The sequence below is a fragment of the Sinorhizobium sp. RAC02 genome, assembly GCF_001713395.1.
Classification (GTDB): Bacteria; Pseudomonadota; Alphaproteobacteria; order Rhizobiales; family Rhizobiaceae; genus Shinella.
In genome coordinates, this window is record NZ_CP016450.1 from 3,321,301 (window position 1) to 3,336,006 (window position 14,706).

Genomic DNA, 14,706 nt, shown 5'->3' on the forward strand with positions numbered 1-14,706 from the left:
TTTGTCTTTTCGGGAAAACCGGGTTCGACTTTTCCCTGACAAACTCTAGCTCTGTGCAGTGCGCAACGCCGTGGAACTCAGTCCCGAACGCGGCCCGTGAATGAAGGTCCAGGCGGGCGCCCGGCGGCCCGGCAGCGACATGGCGTCTTCCTCGTCAACGCGGGCATAATCGAAGGTTTTTGCCATGCGCGAGGAGAGGTAGGAGAGCGTCGAGCCCGGCCGGTCGATGACGGCGATCGGGAAGGTGCAGGCGATCTTCTGCCAGTTCTGCCACTTGTGGAAATTCTTGAGGTTGTCGGCACCCATGATCCAGACGAAGTTGACACCGCGGTTCAGCGCCTGCACGCGCTCCAGCGTCTTGGCCGTATAGCTCTGGCCGAGCCGCTTTTCGAAGGCGGTCACCTTGATGCGCGGGCCGGGCGCCATGGCCTCGCTCAGGCGAAGGCGCTCGGCAAGTGGCGCCAGTTCGCGGTGATCCTTCAGGGGGTTGCCGGGTGTGACCATCCACCAGAGCTGGTCGAGGCCGAGCCGGCGGAGCGCGGTTTCGGCAACCAGTGCGTGGCCTTGGTGCGGCGGGTTGAAGGAGCCGCCGAACAGGCCGACGGCCATGCCTTTTTCAACATGCGGCATTTTCAGATAGTGGTCTGCAACCGCGTCCGACGTCACTTCAGGGCCGCACCTGTCCGGTGCCGCGCACCCGGTATTTGAACGAGGTGAGCTGCTCGACGCCAACGGGGCCGCGCGCATGCATCTTTCCCGTGGCGATGCCAATCTCGCCGCCCATGCCGAACTCACCGCCGTCGGCAAACTGCGTGGAGGCGTTGTGCAGCAGGATCGCCGAATCGATCTCGGTGAAGAAGCGTTCGACCACCGCCGGATCCTCGGCGATGACGGCTTCCGTATGGGCGGAAGACCAGCGATTGATGTGCTCGATCGCGCCGGAAATGCCGTCAACGAGCGAGACGGAGATGATGGCGTCGAGATATTCCGTCGACCAGTCCGCCTCCGTCGCGGCAACGAGATCTGGAATACGGGCGCGGATCTCGTCCGTCGCACGAACTTCGCAGCCGGCGGCGCGCAAGCCCTCCATGAGCGGCGCCAGATGCGTATCGGCGACAGCGCGGTCGATCAGCAGCGTTTCCGCCGCGCCGCAGATGCCGGTGCGGCGCATCTTGGCATTGACGACAATCTGTTGGGCCATGCCGAGGTCCGCCGACTTGTCCACGTAGATATGGCACAGGCCTTCGAGATGGGCGAAGACCGGCACGCGTGCCTCGCTCTGCACGCGGGCGACGAGGCTCTTGCCGCCACGCGGCACAATGACGTCGATCGAGCCGTTGAGACCGGACAGCATGGCGCCGACGGCAGCACGATCCGTCACCGGCACATACTGGATCGCATGTTCCGGCAGGCCGGCGCTCTTCAGGCCGGCGACGAGGCAGGAATGGATAGCCTGCGATGAATTTACGCTGTCGGAGCCGCCACGTAGGATCACGGCATTGCCGGCCTTCAGGCAGAGCGCGCCGGCATCCGCCGTCACGTTCGGCCGACTCTCATAGATCACGCCGATCACGCCGAGCGGCGTGCGCACGCGCTCGATATGCAGACCGTTCGGGCGGTCCCATTCGGCAATGATGTCGCCGACCGGGTCCTTCAGACCCGCGATGTCGCGGATCGCCGCGGCGATGCCCTCGATGCGCTCCGGCGTCAGGGTCAGCCGATCGATGAAGGAGGTGGCGACGCCGCTTTCTTTGGCATTGGCAAGATCGATGGTATTTGCCGCGAGAATGGTCTCGCGACCCGCAAAGATCTCCGCGGCCATGGCTTCGAGTGCGCGGTTCTTCTGCTCGGCGCTCGCGATGGCGAGCGGGCGGGCGGCCGCGCGGGCGTTGCGGCCGATATCGGCCATCAGGCTGTCGATATCGGTCCTGATCTGATCAAGCATGGCTCAAATCCTTTCCCGCCTCGGCAGCGGCCGGCGCGAAAAAGCCGGTCACCACCAGATCGTCTCTGTGCACCATGGCAGCGCGGCCGGCATAACCAAGAATGGGCGCGATCTCCGCCGATTTCTTGCCGACGATCAGCCGCGCTTCGTCGGCGTCGTAACCGGCAAGCCCACGGGCGATCTCGCGCCCGTTGGTGCCGTAGATCGATACGGTATCGCCGCGGGAAAACGAGCCCCAGACGCCCCGCACGCCGGCAGGCAGCAGGCTTTTACCCGAGGTGAGCGCCGTTTCTGCGCCCGCATCGATTTCGAGACGCCCGGCTGGCTGCAACTGCCCGGCGATCCACGTTTTCCGTGCCGTTACCGGCGAACCGGAGGGCGCAAACCAGGAGGAGCGGGCGCCCTCTTCCACGGCGCGTAGCGGATGGTCGACCTTGCCCGAGGCGATGATCATGGCGCAGCCCGCACCCGTCGCGATCTTGCCGGCATCGATCTTGGTGCGCATGCCGCCGCGCGACAGTTCAGAGGCCGCGCCGCCAGCCATCGCCTCGATTTCCGGCGTGATCGCGTCGATCGTCTCGAGGAAGCGGGCGTCGGGATCGAGATGCGGCGGGGCCGTATAGAGGCCATCGATATCGGAGAGCAGAACCAGCAGGTCAGCGCCGGTCATGGTGGCGACGCGCGCGGCAAGCCGGTCGTTGTCGCCGTAACGGATTTCCGTGGTCGCGACCGTGTCGTTCTCGTTGATGATCGGCACGGCGCCGAGTTTCAGCAATTGGTTGATGGTCGCGCGTGCGTTGAGATAGCGCCGGCGTTCTTCCGTGTCGCCGAGCGTCAGGAGAATCTGGCCCGCGACGATGCCATCGGTGGACAGGCTTTCCGACCAGGCGCGGGCGAGCGCGATCTGGCCGACGGCGGCGGCGGCCTGGCTTTCTTCCAGCTTCAGCACGCCCGAGGGCACCTTCAGCACGGAGCGGCCGAGCGCGATGGCGCCGGAGGAGACGACGAGCACTTCGGTGCCGCCAGCCCTGAGCGCCGCGATATCGGCGCACAGGTTATCGAGCCATGCCTTTTTCAGGCCGGTGCCCCGGTCGACGAGCAGGGCGGAGCCGATCTTGATCACAATCCGGCGGTATTTTCCGAGCGGTTTGCGGCTTTTCGTCATCTCAGTCGTCGGATCCGGAATTCTTCGCTTCAACGATGATGTCGCGCAGCGCCCGAAGCGTCGCGATCATGCCGACATTGGCGACGGCGGACAGCTGCAGCGGCGTCTGACCGCAGGCTTTTTTGAGCGCCTTGGTCTTCTCCTTCAGTTCGTCCTCGTCCAGCAGGTCGATCTGCGAGAGCGCGACGATTTCCGGCTTGTCGGTAAGGCCGCCGCCATAGGCTTCCAGCTCGTACTTCACCGTCTTGTAGGCCTTGGCGACATCCTCTTCCTGTGCGGAGACGAGGTGCAGCAGCACGCGTGTGCGCTCCACATGGCCGAGGAAGCGATCGCCGAGCCCGATGCCGTCATGGGCGCCTTCGATGAGGCCCGGAATGTCGGCAAGGATGAATTCGGCGCCGTCGATCGTCGCGACGCCGAGATTCGGGTGCAGCGTCGTGAACGGGTAGTTGGCGATTTTCGGCCGGGCGCGGGTGCAAGTGGCGAGGAAGGTCGACTTGCCGGCATTTGGTAGGCCGACGAGACCGGCATCGGCAATCAGCTTCAGCCGCAGCCAGATGGTCTTTTCGTCGCCCCCCAGGCCCGGATTGGCCCAGTTCGGCGCCTGGTTGGTGGCAGACTTGAAATGGGTGTTGCCGAAACCGCCATTGCCGCCGGCGGCCAGTTTGAAGCGCTGACCTTCCGTCACCATGTCGACGATCAGCGTCTCGTTGTCTTCCTCGAATATCTGGGTGCCGACCGGCACTTTCAAGGTGACGCTGGCGCCGTTTGCGCCGGTGCGGTTGCGGCCCATGCCGTGCGTGCCGGTCGCGGCCTTGAAGTGCTGCTGGAAGCGGAAATCGATCAGCGTGTTGAGACCGTTGACGGCCTCCACCCACACGTCGCCGCCGCGTCCGCCGTCACCGCCGTCCGGTCCGCCGAATTCGACGAATTTTTCACGGCGGAACGAGACAGCCCCTGCCCCGCCGTCACCGGAACGGATATAGACTTTTGCTTCGTCCAGGAACTTCATAGGCTCGCCGTTCGCTTTATTTGTATGGTCGTGGTCATTTTGCCGTCTTCGATATAGCCGCTTCCCGCAGAGGTCAAAGACTATCGTGAAATTCGTCAGCTACAACGTCCAGTACGGGATCGGTCTCGATGACCGATTCGACCTGCCGCGCATCGTCTCCAGCATCCATGGCGCCGACATCATCGCGCTGCAGGAGGTGACCCGCAACTTCCACCGCAATGGCAATATCGACATGGTCGCAGAGTTGCAGACCCTGCTTGCCAATCATTATTCCGTCTTTTGGCCGGCCTGCGATCTCGATGCCGGCTCGGCGATCGAGAAGGGCCGGGTGGTCAACCGTCGCTTCCAGTTCGGCAACATGGTCTTTTCGCGCTGGCCGATCCTGTCGACCCGGCTCATCTCGCTGCCGCGCACACGTACGCTCGACAAGCTCAACCTCCAGCGCGGCGCCACCGAAGCGGTGATCGCTACGCCGAAGGGGCCGATCCGCGTCTATTCCGTGCACCTCGACCATGTCCACCGCGACGAGCGCATCGCGCAGATCCGCTACCTCAAGGATCGCGCCCAGCTTTACGGCGTCGAGGGCGGTGCGATTTCCGGTGCGCATGAATTCGGCGTGGCCGAGCCGCCGGTGCCTGAGGATTACGTGCTGATGGGCGATTTCAACATGGTGCCGGAATCGCCGGAATATTGCGAAATGGTCGGCGGCGTGGACGCGCTCTACGGCCGGCAGATCCGCGCTACCCATCCGGTCGACGCGGTGGCCGGTCTCGGCAAACGCCATGCCGCAAGTTTCAGCTGGATCAATCCCAAGGATCATGCCGATCGCATGTTCCTCGACTACTGTTTCCTCAGTCATGGCCTCGTCGAACGGCTGACGGATGCCTGGGTCGACGAAACCGCCTTCGGTTCCGACCACATGCCGGTCTGGTTCGAACTTTCCTGATGCAGGAGAACCGGGGCGGTTTTTCCGCCCCGGTTCATGTTAGTGCCTTGGCGCTGCCGGACGGAAATCACCCGGCTCCAGGCGCGTTTCGATATGGGCGACCATCGTGCCACGCGCCAGGCTGAACACGTCGCTGCACCCGGTCACGCGAAACCCCGCCTTTTCCTGCACCTTCAGCGAGGCGAGGTTGTCGGCGAAGATGCCGGAATGGATCACCGTGCCCGGCATGCGCATGAGGAAACGTGTCGTTGCCGCATGCACCGCCTCGCTCATATAGCCGCGCCGCCAGTAGAAGCGGTTCAGCCAATAGCCGAGTTCCCATTCGCTGCCACGCTGCTCGAAGGAGACGCAGCCGATATGGACGTCGTCGCCGGCGGTGATGGCAAAGGCCCAGCCCTCCTGGAGATCGGTGGTCGCCACCGACAGCCATTCGGTCGCATCCTGCCGGTCATAGGGGGCGGGCACCCGCGCCAGCATGCGCGAGACCTGGAAGTCGTTGAGCGACTGGGCGATCGCGTCCGCATCGGACATGCGGTGCGGACGCAGCACGAGACGCGCCGTCGTGATGACCGGGCAGGGCCCGGGACCGGTAACGCGCTCGTGCTCCATCGGGGTCTGCATGGCATTCATCGCATGCCTCCCCAGCTCTTCAACGAGACCCAGGTCTTGCGGTCGAGCCTGTACCATTCGACGGGAACCATACCGCCGACCGAAAGGCTCTGCACCATGCCGGTCGCCTGGAACTGGAAGCCGCACTTCTGGATGACCCGCCGGGACGGGATGTTCATGACCCGGCAGCGCGCATCGATCTGCTCGACGTCGCGGGTGCGGAAGACCATGTCGATCAGTGCATGGGCCGCTTCGGTGACATAACCCTGGTTCCAGTAGGGCTCGCCCAGCCAATAACCAAGCTCGACCGTTCGCCCATCCTCGTGCGGCTCGATGCCGCAGCAACCGAGGAAGGCGCCGTTGTCGGCTTTGGTAATGGCATAGACGCACTTGCCAATCGCGCCGGCGCGTGTGCGTCGCACGAAATCGGCGGCATCCGCCACCGTATAGGGGTGGGGCATGCGGGCGACCATGTTGGCGATGTTGGCGTTGTTGGCGAGATGGGCAAGGGCGTCGATGTCGTCTTCGTGCGGAGCTCTCATGACGAGCCTCTGCGACAGTAAGATCGGGCAATCGGTCCTTGGCCGTTCAGGCCTCAGCCTTTCCTTGGGAGACCGTGATTGGTCTCCTCTCAACAAGTCGGTTTGCATGGTTCAGTCCTCCGGAACGAGAAAGGGGAGATGGGTCTTGCCCCATCTCCCCTTTTTTCGTCAGGTCTGAACCTGTCGCGCCAGCCGGGTCAATGAGACGCCGGCTGTTTTAGAGCGCTACCGGCTTATTCCGCTGCTTCCGCTTTCGGGGCGACAGACACGTAAACGCGACCGTTGGCCTTCGTACGGAAATTCACATTGCCAGCCGTAAGAGCGAAGATCGTGTGATCTTTGCCGAGACCAACATTGGCACCGGGATGCCACTGCGTGCCGCGCTGGCGGAGGATAATGTTGCCTGCGATGACGGCTTCGCCGCCAAACTTCTTCACGCCAAGGCGCTTGGACTCGGAATCGCGACCGTTGCGCGAGGAGCCGCCAGCTTTTTTGTGTGCCATGGGAGTTCTCCTTTACCTGCCCGGATTATTCGGCTGCTGCTTCGGCGGCTTCAGACTTCTTGGAAGCCTTCTTTGCCTTGCCGGCGCCAGCGATGTCGAGAATGCGGACAGTCGTGTTGTGCTGACGATGACCGCGCGTACGCTTCGAGTTCTGGCGACGACGCTTCTTGAAGGCGATAACCTTCTTGGCGCGGCCATGCTCGACGACTTCGGCGGTGACGATGGCGCCTTCGACGAAGGGTGCACCAATCGTCGCATCGGCACCGACGCCAACCATCAGCACTTCGGTGAATTCGATCTTCGCACCAGCGTCGCCCGACAGCTTTTCGATTGTCAGAACGTCGTTGGCGGCCACGCGGTACTGCTTACCGCCGGTCTTGATGACTGCGAACATTTTATATCCTTTCATGTTCGTGCCGGCTCTTTGCCCCGAAAGGCACGGCCGTCTTTTTGTCAGTCGTGAATAGCGATGCATTGGCGCATCGCCGGCCCAAATGGTTCCCTGCAACATGCCACGCTTGAGAAACATCAAGGATGTGCGGCACAAAGAACCAGCGTTGCGGCACGGGTTAAACCTATACCACTGCACCTTGCGCAATAGGTGAGGCGATGAAAACTGTCAAGGAGATTTCCGTCACCGTGACAAATAGATGAACATTCAGGGCCCGCGCCCCCTTGCAAGCCCGTCCGACACCCGCTATGTACCGCCCCGCGCTGACCAAGCGCCGACCAGCAAAGCGGAGAGGTGGCTGAGTGGTCGAAAGCACCGCACTCGAAATGCGGCATACGGGCAACCGTATCGTGGGTTCGAATCCCACCCTCTCCGCCATAAACTTTTGATTTTCAGCTGACTAAGCCGGCGCGTTGAGTCCGCTTCCGGGCCGCTAAACGCTCGGCTAGAACCCACCTTGCTAATGTTCGCGGGACAGTACCTCGATAAACGAACGCCGCCGATCGATCGGCGGCGCCTTGGTTGTGGCTGGGGTTTGCACTTGGTCACCCTCGATCGAGGGTTTACCAGCTGAAGTCGTCGTGGCTGAGTTCGCTGAGGCGTGTGTCCTCGATCACCAGATAGTCGCTGCCGGCGCGGAGGATGACGTCGGTGCCCGACTGTTTGGCGGCGTTGCGAATGTCGGAATAGCTGTCGAACTGGTTGTAGTGGGATACGTCGATGCGGTCGTCGCCGTTCTCGAAGTCGGTGACGGTGTCGCGACCGCCGTTGAAGACGAAGAGGTCGGCGCCTTCGCCGCCGGTCATCCGGTCGTTGCCGGCGCCGCCGTTCAGGACGTCGTTGCCTTCATGCGCGACGATGCGGTCGTTGCCGGATTGGCCGAAGATCGTGTCGTCGCCCTCGCCGCCGGAAAGCGTATCGTTACCGGCGCCCGCATAGATCCTGTCATTGCCTTCGCCGCCGCTGATATAGTCGCTGCCCTTGCCGGCGACGGCGTAGTCGTTGCCTTCGTCGAGGATCAACCGGTTGTTGCCGTCGCCGGCGCGCAGCACGTCGTCGCCCTCGCCGCCCCACAGCTTGTCGTTGCCGCTGCCCGAGACGATCCGGTCGTTGCCCGAACCACCCCAGACCTGGTTGTGGCCGCTGCCGGCGTCGATGCGGTCATTGCCTTCCTCGCCATAGAGGAAATCGTTGCCGCCATGGCCGTACAGCAGGTCATCGCCCGAACGGCCATAAAGATAATCCTGCTGGTTCGTCCCGACGATCCGGTTGTCGTCGTCGTTCCCGCGTTTCGTAACCATTTGAAAGCTCCTCGGTTCACAGGCACCATTGCCGTGTTGCGAGGGAAGAACGGGGCGCCTAGCGGCTTATTCCATCGAAATGCATTTTTTGCTGGATGAGGCTCATGCCTCTCGCCTTGATCCGAAATGGTCGCTTGCGTGGGGCGGAAGGCGAAGAGCAGCATTGTCGCCTGAATTTGCCGGTTTTCCTGCGTCTACGGCATGGACTCGCTGCACTGCGGCATGGCATAGGGCGCGGAACACGACGAGGCCTGTTTTTCATGATCCGCATCGAGAATATCAGCAAGTCCAACAGCCACCGCATCCTCTTCATCGAGGCGTCGGCCGCGTTGAACCGCGGCGAGAAGATCGGGCTTGTCGGGCCGAACGGCGCCGGCAAGACGACGCTCTTCCGCATGATCACCGGGCAGGAGGCGCCGGACGAGGGGCAGGTTTCGGTCGAGAAGAATGTCTCGGTCGGCTATTTCAGCCAGGATGTCGGCGAGATGGCGGGGCGCAGCGCCGTCACCGAGGTGATGGACGGCGTGGGGCCGGTGAGCACGGTGGCCGCCGAGTTGCGCGACCTCGAGGCGGCGATGGTCGATCCGGAACGGCTCGACGAGATGGACGCGATCATCGAGCGGTATGGCGAGGTGCAGGCGCGCTACGAGGAGCTCGACGGCTACGGGCTCGAGAGCCGGGCGCGCGAGGTGCTGGCAGGCCTGAGCTTCAGCCAGGAAATGATGGATGGCGATGTCGGCAAGCTTTCGGGCGGCTGGAAGATGCGCGTGGCGCTCGCCCGCATCCTCCTGATGCGCCCGGACGTCATGCTGCTCGACGAGCCGAGCAACCATCTCGACCTCGAAAGCCTGATCTGGCTGGAGCAGTTTTTGAAGGGCTATGACGGCGCGCTGCTGATGACTTCGCACGACCGCGAGTTCATGAACCGCATCGTGACAAAAATCATCGAGATCGACGCCGGCTCGCTCACCACCTATTCCGGCGACTACGGTTTCTACGAGGGGCAGCGGGCGCAGAACGAGAAGCAGCAGCAGGCGCAGTTCGAGCGCCAGCAGGCGATGCTGGCCAAGGAAATCAAGTTCATCGAGCGCTTCAAGGCGCGCGCCTCCCATGCCGCGCAGGTGCAGAGCCGGGTGAAGAAGCTCGACAAGATCGAGCGCGTCGAGCCGCCGCGCCGGCGCCAGACTGTCATGTTCGAGTTCCAGCCGGCGCCGCGCTCCGGCGAAGACGTCGTCAATCTCAAGAACGTCAACAAGGCCTATGGCAGCCGGTCGATTTACCAGGATTTCAGCTTCCTGATCCGCCGCAAGGAGCGCTGGTGCGTGATGGGCATCAATGGCGCCGGCAAGTCGACGCTGCTGAAGCTCATTGCGGGCGCAGCGACCCCGGACGAGGGCAGCGTGACGGTTGGGGCAAGCGTCAAGGTTGGCTATTTTGCACAGCATGCGATGGATCTGTTGGACGGCGAACTGACGGTGTTCGAATGGCTGGAGGCGGAGTTTCCGCGCGCAGGCCAAGGGCCGCTGCGCACACTGGCCGGCTGCTTCGGCTTTTCCGGCGATGACGTCGAGAAGCGGTGCCGGGTGCTTTCCGGCGGCGAGAAGGCCCGCCTCGTGATGGCGGCGATGCTGTTCGATCCGCCGAACTTTTTGATCCTCGACGAGCCGACGAACCATCTCGACCTCGATACCAAGGAAATGCTGATCAAGGCCTTGTCGGAATATGAGGGCACCATGCTTTTCGTGTCGCACGACCGGCATTTCCTCGGTGCCCTGTCGAACCGGGTGCTTGAGCTCAACGGCGACGACGTGCACCAATATCCCGGCGGCTATACCGAATATGTTGCCCAGACCGGCCATGAGGCGCCTGGCGTGCCCAACTGAGGCGGCTGTCTCTGGTCGGCGTTTCACGCTATGACGTGGGCGTGATCGCACGGCTGGAGCGCACATGCGGCGAAAGAAACCGCTTTATCGAAGCGTCAACACGCGCACCCGGGGTGTCTTTCATAATTCCGGCGGCGACTATCGCTGGTCGCGGCGCCGAGAAGACCGGGTGCATGTCGGCGCCATGCCCGGCAAGCAGCGCCGCGGGCTCGATTATACGCCGCTCTTCAAATTCCTGCTGTCGCACCTTGGTGACGATTGGGATGCCGTCCATGCCGAAGCGGTGGCGCGGCTCGACAGGCCCGAGCCGATCTTCTGGATGGTCGCCCGATCGGATGCGGATAAAAGCGCGTTCGTGTTGATCGGCGAAAACGCCTATTACAGCGGTCTCTTCGTCGATGGGGACAACCGGCTGCGGCTGGTCGATCCGGACCTGCGTGTCGAGCATATGGAGCCGGGCTGCGCCTGCTGCACGCACACGTTCAACGGCGTGCCTTTCACGCGCAAATACGATTCGTCGGCCGGTTGATCGTCAGGCTTTTCCGCCGCGATATTGCTCGTCCGTCACCTTTTCCAGCCAGGTCACCGGCGAACCATCCTGCGATTCGGCGATGGCGACATGGGTCATCGCGGTGCGGTCGGTGGCGCCGTGCCAGTGTTTTTCTCCGGGCGGAAACCACACGACGTCGCCGGGGCGGATTTCCTCGATCGGCCCGCCCTCATGCTGCGCCCAGCCGAGGCCGGCGGTGACGATGATGAGCTGGCCGAGCGGATGGGTGTGCCAGGCGGTGCGCGCTCCGGGCTCGAAGGTGACGATCGCGCCGCCGGCGCGGCCGGGCGCCTCGGCCTTGAACGGCGTGTCGAGGCGGACATTGCCGGTGAAATAATCCGCCGGGCCGGGCGTCGAAGGATTGGTGCCGTTGCGCTTGATGTCCATGACCGTCTCCGATTCGTTTGCGCGACCTTACACCCGATCACTGGCGGAGCCACCGGAGACGACTTATGAGGGTGGCCAGGATTTTCAAGGTGGAGCAGCATGAGCAAGCGGATCGGGATCGTCGGCGGCGGGCCGGCCGGGCTGATGGCGGCGGAGGTGCTGTCTGCACGCGGCCGTGCGGTGACGGTGCTGGAGGCGATGCCGACCATCGGGCGAAAATTCCTGCTGGCCGGAAAATCGGGCCTCAACATCACCCATTCGGAGCCCTATGCGCGTTTCGCCGGCCGTTTCGGTGCGGCGAATGACCGGCTGCGCCCGGCGCTCGATGCCTTCACACCGGAAGACCTGCGGGCCTGGGCGCTGGCGCTCGGCACGGAAACCTTCGTCGGCACGTCCGGCCGGGTGTTTCCCAGGGTGATGAAGGCCTCGCCCTTGTTGCGCGCCTGGCGGGCGCGCCTGGAAAAGCAGGGTGTCGAAATTCGCGTGCGCCACCGCTGGAAAGGGTTTGCACCGGGCGGTCTGCTGGTCGAAACGCCGGAAGGTGAGAGCGTGATGGAATTCGATGCCGTCCTGCTCGCGCTTGGCGGGGCGAGCTGGCCACGGCTTGGCTCGGATGCCGCGTGGGTCGACGGGCTTGCAGAGAGAGGCGTCGATATCGCACCCTTCCGTCCCGCCAACTGTGGCTTCGACGTGGATTGGTCGGCGGTCTTCGTGGAAAGGTTCGCCGGCGCGCCGGTCAAGGGTGTCACCGCAACGTCGGCGGCCGGCACAATTCCCGGGGAATTCGTTATCGCCGGGACCGGCGTCGAAGGCAGCCTCGTCTATGCCCATGCCGCTGAACTTCGCGATGCTCTCGAGGAGGCGGGCGCGGCAAGGCTGATGCTTGATCTGGCGCCGGGACGATCGGCTGAACGGCTTGCTGCGGATCTAGCGAAGCAGGGGAGCAAGGCGAGTTTTTCCACGCGCCTGCGCAAGGCCGCGGGGCTTGACGGCGTGAAGGCGGCGCTGCTGCGCGAATGCCTTGCCGATGCTGCAAAGCTTGCTCCCACGGCGCTGGCTGCGGCGATCAAGGCGTTGCCGCTCAGCCTTGTTCGGCCGCGGCCGATTGCCGAGGCGATTTCGTCGGCCGGCGGCATTCGTTTCGACGCCATCGACGAGGCCTATATGGTGAAAGCCATGCCGGGTGTCTTTGCCGCCGGTGAAATGCTCGACTGGGAAGCACCGACCGGTGGGTATCTTCTGACCGCGTGTTTTGCCACCGGACGGGCGGCGGCGGCCGGTATGGATCGCTGGCTATGCAACCAGGCGACATGACACCGGAATTCAGCTCCGCTTCGGCCGCGCCGGGGCATGGCTGAGGCCGCGGGCCGCTTCCTTCAGGCAATCGAGATAGCGCTCGCGATTGGCAAGCCCGTCATCGCGCGGGGCGACGAGGCAGAGCGTTGCCGCCACATGGCCCTCTTCGTCGGTGACCGGCACGGCGAAGCAATGGGTAAAGCTGTCGACGATGCTGTTGAAAGTAAAAAGCCCGTCCCGTTCGGCCTGGCGCACCTCGGCGAGGAAGGCCTGCGGGTCGAGCCATTCGCCGCTCGGCAGGCAGAAATCCTGCGGCGGAATGAAGGTCAGGATGTCCTCGTTACTCATATGTGCCACGAGCAGCCGGCCGGACGCCGTCCACGGGATCGGCACCGACTGGCCGACATCCGTGGAGATGCGGAAGGGGCGCGCGCCTTCGCGCATACGCACGACCGTGTATTTGTTGCCGTCCAGCATGCAGAACTGCGCGGTCTCGCGCGTCTCGTCGGCCAGCCGTTCCAGCGCTGCCTCGCATTCGCGGGTGAAGTCGAAATGGTTTTCGTAAGCTGCGCCAAGGAAATAGAGCTTTCGGCCGAGATAGACGCGGCCCTCGCCGCCGGTGAATTCCAGAATGCCGTTGCGCAGCAACAGGTTCACCAGCTCATAGACGGATGAGCGCGGTGCGCCGATTTGCGCGGCGATCTCGTTGGGTTTCAGCGCCTGGCGCTTCTGGCGCAGGAAATCGAGGATCTCGAAGGCGCGGTCGAGCCCACGGGCACGTTTTCCCCCTGCATCGTCGGAAAGTGCATCCATTCTCGTCGGTCCCTGGCTTTCGTCGACCAAGCTTCTCTCGCCGGCCGCGACATCTGTCAATCCGCACGCTCCCGCCGCGTCGCACGAAATTTCGCCACCCCTCTTGCGGGCAGAAAAAATCAGCATAAGATCGCGCCGTCCAGTATTTAGATCATGTGTACATTATATTGGACGAAAGCGGATGGCAAGCCCGTAACCGCTCGCCGAACAAAAAGGGGAACGCCATGAAGAATTTTGAAAACCGCCCGTCCACCGCGCTGCGCAGCCGCCTTCTCGCAGGTGCCGCCGCTGCCGCGGCCCTTCTCGTCCTGTCGGCCGGCACGGCATCGGCCGCCGCCAATTGCATCAAGGGCGACCGCAAGGCGCCCTATACGGTCGGCTGGGCAAACATCTATTCCGTGCCGACCTGGATGAAGCAGACAGAAGGCACGATTGCCGCCGAAGTGGAGGAACTGAAGAAGGCCGGCCTGGTCAAGGACCTGATGATCACCGACGCGCAGGGCAATGCGCAGACGCAGATCCAGCACATCCAGTCGATGATCGACGCCAATGTTGACGCCATCGTCGTCATCGCCGGCTCGTCCAACGCGCTTGACCGTGTGATTTCGGATGCCTGCGACAAGGGCATCGCCGTCGTGAACTTCGACAGCCTCGTCAACACCGACAAGGTAACGGCAAAGATCAATACGGATTCCGCCGAATGGGGTGCGGGTGCTGCCAAGTGGCTCTCCGACCAGCTCGGCGGCAAGGGCAAGATCATCGTGATGAACGGCCCGGCCGGCATTTCTGTCAGCGACGACCGCCGCAAGGGCGCCCAGCCGGTGCTCGAAGCCAATCCGGGTCTCGAAATCATCACCGAGACGAACACCGAATACAACGCCGCCCCCGCGCAGGAAGCCATGACCAGCCTGCTCTTCGCCAATCCGGAAATCGATGGCGTGCTGTCGCTCGGCGGAGCGATCTCTGCCGGCTCCGTCATGGCCTTCGACCGCCAGGGCCGCGAGCAGGTTCCCATTACCGGCGAGAATGCCCGCCAGTTCCTGGAACTGTGGAAGGAAAAGGGCCTGAAGGGCTGGGCGACCATGCAGCCGAACTGGCTTGGCGCATTCTCGGTCTATACGGCCGTGCAGGCGCTGGAAGGCAAGGATGTACCGGCCTTCATCAAGGTGCCGCTGCCGGTCATCGATGACAGCACGATCGACAGCTATCTCGCTCGCGCCGACCAGTTCCCGGCCGACGGCTACATCTACTCGGATTACGACAAGGCGCTGTTCGACAAGCTGCTCGCCCAGTAGTCCGCGTG

General features: G+C 63.4%; 16 protein-coding genes and 1 tRNA gene. 6 read left to right on the forward strand and 11 right to left on the reverse strand.

Features of this window, described 5'->3' with window-relative positions:
- Positions 1-45: 45 nt before the first annotated feature.
- The 4 genes from BSY16_RS15995 to obgE are packed head-to-tail and all read right to left on the reverse strand — an operon-like array spanning position 46 to position 4,122.
- The gene (locus BSY16_RS15995) at positions 46-630 is read right to left on the reverse strand and encodes a nicotinate-nucleotide adenylyltransferase (protein ID WP_286157227.1); all 585 of its coding nucleotides are present in this window, start codon (positions 628-630) and stop codon (positions 46-48) included.
- A gap of 37 nt (positions 631-667) precedes the next feature.
- Entirely contained in the window at positions 668-1,945 is a 1,278-nt protein-coding gene (locus BSY16_RS16000; RefSeq protein WP_069060583.1) for a glutamate-5-semialdehyde dehydrogenase, read from the reverse strand.
- Positions 1,938-3,110, reverse strand: a complete 1,173-nt coding sequence (gene proB, locus BSY16_RS16005) for a glutamate 5-kinase (RefSeq protein ID WP_069060584.1) — start codon at positions 3,108-3,110, stop codon at positions 1,938-1,940. The genes BSY16_RS16000 and proB overlap by 8 nt, the downstream gene beginning before the upstream one ends.
- 1 nt (position 3,111) lies before the next feature.
- Entirely contained in the window at positions 3,112-4,122 is a 1,011-nt protein-coding gene (gene obgE, locus BSY16_RS16010; RefSeq protein WP_069060585.1) for a GTPase ObgE, read from the reverse strand.
- 85 nt (positions 4,123-4,207) lie between these two features.
- Between obgE and BSY16_RS16015 the strand changes: the two genes are divergently transcribed.
- Entirely contained in the window at positions 4,208-5,068 is an 861-nt protein-coding gene (locus BSY16_RS16015) for an endonuclease/exonuclease/phosphatase family protein (RefSeq protein WP_069060586.1), read from the forward strand.
- A 39-nt stretch (positions 5,069-5,107) separates the two neighbouring features.
- Here the strand turns inward: BSY16_RS16015 and BSY16_RS16020 are convergent, their stop codons facing one another.
- The 4 genes from BSY16_RS16020 to rplU form a co-directional block, all read right to left on the reverse strand.
- Positions 5,108-5,698: a GNAT family N-acetyltransferase gene (locus BSY16_RS16020; RefSeq protein ID WP_069060587.1), complete on the reverse strand. Its 591-nt coding sequence runs from the start codon at positions 5,696-5,698 to the stop codon at positions 5,108-5,110.
- Complete coding sequence (locus BSY16_RS16025) at positions 5,695-6,327, reverse strand: GNAT family N-acetyltransferase (protein WP_069060588.1); 633 nt, start codon at positions 6,325-6,327, stop codon at positions 5,695-5,697. The genes BSY16_RS16020 and BSY16_RS16025 overlap by 4 nt, the downstream gene beginning before the upstream one ends.
- Before the next feature lie 125 nt (positions 6,328-6,452).
- Positions 6,453-6,722 carry a 50S ribosomal protein L27 gene (rpmA, locus tag BSY16_RS16030; protein WP_069060589.1) on the reverse strand — a complete coding sequence of 90 codons (270 nt, stop codon included), beginning with the start codon at positions 6,720-6,722 and terminating at the stop codon, positions 6,453-6,455.
- Between the two features lie 25 nt (positions 6,723-6,747).
- Positions 6,748-7,116, reverse strand: a complete 369-nt coding sequence (gene rplU, locus BSY16_RS16035) for a 50S ribosomal protein L21 (RefSeq protein WP_069060590.1) — start codon at positions 7,114-7,116, stop codon at positions 6,748-6,750.
- A 345-nt stretch (positions 7,117-7,461) separates the two neighbouring features.
- Between rplU and BSY16_RS16040 the strand changes: the two genes are divergently transcribed.
- Positions 7,462-7,551: transfer RNA gene (locus BSY16_RS16040), tRNA-Ser, on the forward strand.
- Positions 7,552-7,736: 185 nt separating this feature from the next.
- Here the strand turns inward: BSY16_RS16040 and BSY16_RS16045 are convergent.
- Complete coding sequence (locus tag BSY16_RS16045) at positions 7,737-8,474, reverse strand: calcium-binding protein (protein ID WP_069060591.1); 738 nt, start codon at positions 8,472-8,474, stop codon at positions 7,737-7,739.
- A 260-nt stretch (positions 8,475-8,734) separates the two neighbouring features.
- Here BSY16_RS16045 and BSY16_RS16050 point away from each other — a divergent pair, with 260 nt between their 5' ends.
- Both BSY16_RS16050 and BSY16_RS16055 read left to right on the forward strand, forming a co-directional pair.
- Complete coding sequence (locus BSY16_RS16050) at positions 8,735-10,357, forward strand: ABC-F family ATP-binding cassette domain-containing protein (protein ID WP_069060592.1); 1,623 nt, start codon at positions 8,735-8,737, stop codon at positions 10,355-10,357.
- A 64-nt stretch (positions 10,358-10,421) separates the two neighbouring features.
- Positions 10,422-10,886, forward strand: a complete 465-nt coding sequence (locus BSY16_RS16055; RefSeq protein WP_069060593.1) for a hypothetical protein — start codon at positions 10,422-10,424, stop codon at positions 10,884-10,886.
- Between the two features lie 3 nt (positions 10,887-10,889).
- Here BSY16_RS16055 and BSY16_RS16060 read toward each other — a convergent pair whose 3' ends face one another.
- The gene (locus BSY16_RS16060) at positions 10,890-11,294 is read right to left on the reverse strand and encodes a (R)-mandelonitrile lyase (protein ID WP_069060594.1); all 405 of its coding nucleotides are present in this window, start codon (positions 11,292-11,294) and stop codon (positions 10,890-10,892) included.
- Between the two features lie 99 nt (positions 11,295-11,393).
- On the opposite strand from BSY16_RS16060, the gene BSY16_RS16065 reads away from it, so the two are divergent.
- On the forward strand, positions 11,394-12,608 hold the full coding sequence (locus BSY16_RS16065; protein WP_069060595.1) for a TIGR03862 family flavoprotein: 1,215 nt from the start codon (positions 11,394-11,396) through the stop codon (positions 12,606-12,608).
- A gap of 9 nt (positions 12,609-12,617) precedes the next feature.
- Here BSY16_RS16065 and BSY16_RS16070 read toward each other — a convergent pair whose 3' ends face one another.
- On the reverse strand, positions 12,618-13,403 hold the full coding sequence (locus tag BSY16_RS16070) for an IclR family transcriptional regulator (RefSeq protein WP_069060596.1): 786 nt from the start codon (positions 13,401-13,403) through the stop codon (positions 12,618-12,620).
- A gap of 224 nt (positions 13,404-13,627) precedes the next feature.
- On the opposite strand from BSY16_RS16070, the gene BSY16_RS16075 reads away from it, so the two are divergent.
- Positions 13,628-14,698: an ABC transporter substrate-binding protein gene (locus BSY16_RS16075; protein WP_069060597.1), complete on the forward strand. Its 1,071-nt coding sequence runs from the start codon at positions 13,628-13,630 to the stop codon at positions 14,696-14,698.
- The last annotated feature ends 8 nt before the right edge of the window (positions 14,699-14,706 follow it).

Excerpts from the sequence above, each read along its gene's own strand:
- BSY16_RS16070 (WP_069060596.1), bottom strand. The coding sequence starts at position 13,403 with ATGGATGCACTTTCCGACGATGCAGGGGGAAAACGTGCCCGTGGGCTC.
- BSY16_RS16050 (WP_069060592.1), top strand. The coding sequence starts at position 8,735 with ATGATCCGCATCGAGAATATCAGCAAGTCCAACAGCCACCGCATCCTC.
- proB (WP_069060584.1), bottom strand. The coding sequence starts at position 3,110 with ATGACGAAAAGCCGCAAACCGCTCGGAAAATACCGCCGGATTGTGATC.
- BSY16_RS16000 (WP_069060583.1), bottom strand. The coding sequence starts at position 1,945 with ATGCTTGATCAGATCAGGACCGATATCGACAGCCTGATGGCCGATATC.
- BSY16_RS16065 (WP_069060595.1), top strand. The coding sequence starts at position 11,394 with ATGAGCAAGCGGATCGGGATCGTCGGCGGCGGGCCGGCCGGGCTGATG.
- rplU (WP_069060590.1), bottom strand. The coding sequence starts at position 7,116 with ATGTTCGCAGTCATCAAGACCGGCGGTAAGCAGTACCGCGTGGCCGCC.
- BSY16_RS16075 (WP_069060597.1), top strand. The coding sequence starts at position 13,628 with ATGAAGAATTTTGAAAACCGCCCGTCCACCGCGCTGCGCAGCCGCCTT.
- rpmA (WP_069060589.1), bottom strand. The coding sequence starts at position 6,722 with ATGGCACACAAAAAAGCTGGCGGCTCCTCGCGCAACGGTCGCGATTCC.
- BSY16_RS16025 (WP_069060588.1), bottom strand. The coding sequence starts at position 6,327 with ATGCAAACCGACTTGTTGAGAGGAGACCAATCACGGTCTCCCAAGGAA.
- BSY16_RS16055 (WP_069060593.1), top strand. The coding sequence starts at position 10,422 with ATGCGGCGAAAGAAACCGCTTTATCGAAGCGTCAACACGCGCACCCGG.
- BSY16_RS16045 (WP_069060591.1), bottom strand. The coding sequence starts at position 8,474 with ATGGTTACGAAACGCGGGAACGACGACGACAACCGGATCGTCGGGACG.
- BSY16_RS16060 (WP_069060594.1), bottom strand. The coding sequence starts at position 11,294 with ATGGACATCAAGCGCAACGGCACCAATCCTTCGACGCCCGGCCCGGCG.
- obgE (WP_069060585.1), bottom strand. The coding sequence starts at position 4,122 with ATGAAGTTCCTGGACGAAGCAAAAGTCTATATCCGTTCCGGTGACGGC.
- BSY16_RS16020 (WP_069060587.1), bottom strand. The coding sequence starts at position 5,698 with ATGAATGCCATGCAGACCCCGATGGAGCACGAGCGCGTTACCGGTCCC.
- BSY16_RS15995 (WP_286157227.1), bottom strand. The coding sequence starts at position 630 with ATGCCGCATGTTGAAAAAGGCATGGCCGTCGGCCTGTTCGGCGGCTCC.